The following is a 207-nucleotide window of genomic DNA, read 5'->3' on the forward strand; positions in this document are numbered from 1 at the left end:
GTTGTCCTGCCAAGGGCATGGCTGGTTGGCTACGTTCGGGAGGGATAACCGCTGAAAGCATCTAAGCGGGAAGCCTGCTTCGAGATGAGTATTCCCACCTCCTTGAGAGGGTAAGGCTCCCAGTAGACGACTGGGTTGATAGGCCGGATGTGGAAGCCCCGCAAGGGGTGGAGCTGACCGGTACTAATAGGCCGAGGGCTTGTCCTC

1 rRNA gene is annotated in these 207 nt (G+C 58.5%); it reads left to right on the forward strand.

The annotated features are described in order from the left end of the window. Positions 1–207, forward strand: a 23S ribosomal RNA gene (locus ADL08_RS15680); the annotation flags it as partial.

This window comes from Streptomyces sp. NRRL F-6492 (assembly GCF_001280125.1).
GTDB lineage: Bacteria > Actinomycetota > Actinomycetes > Streptomycetales > Streptomycetaceae > Streptomyces.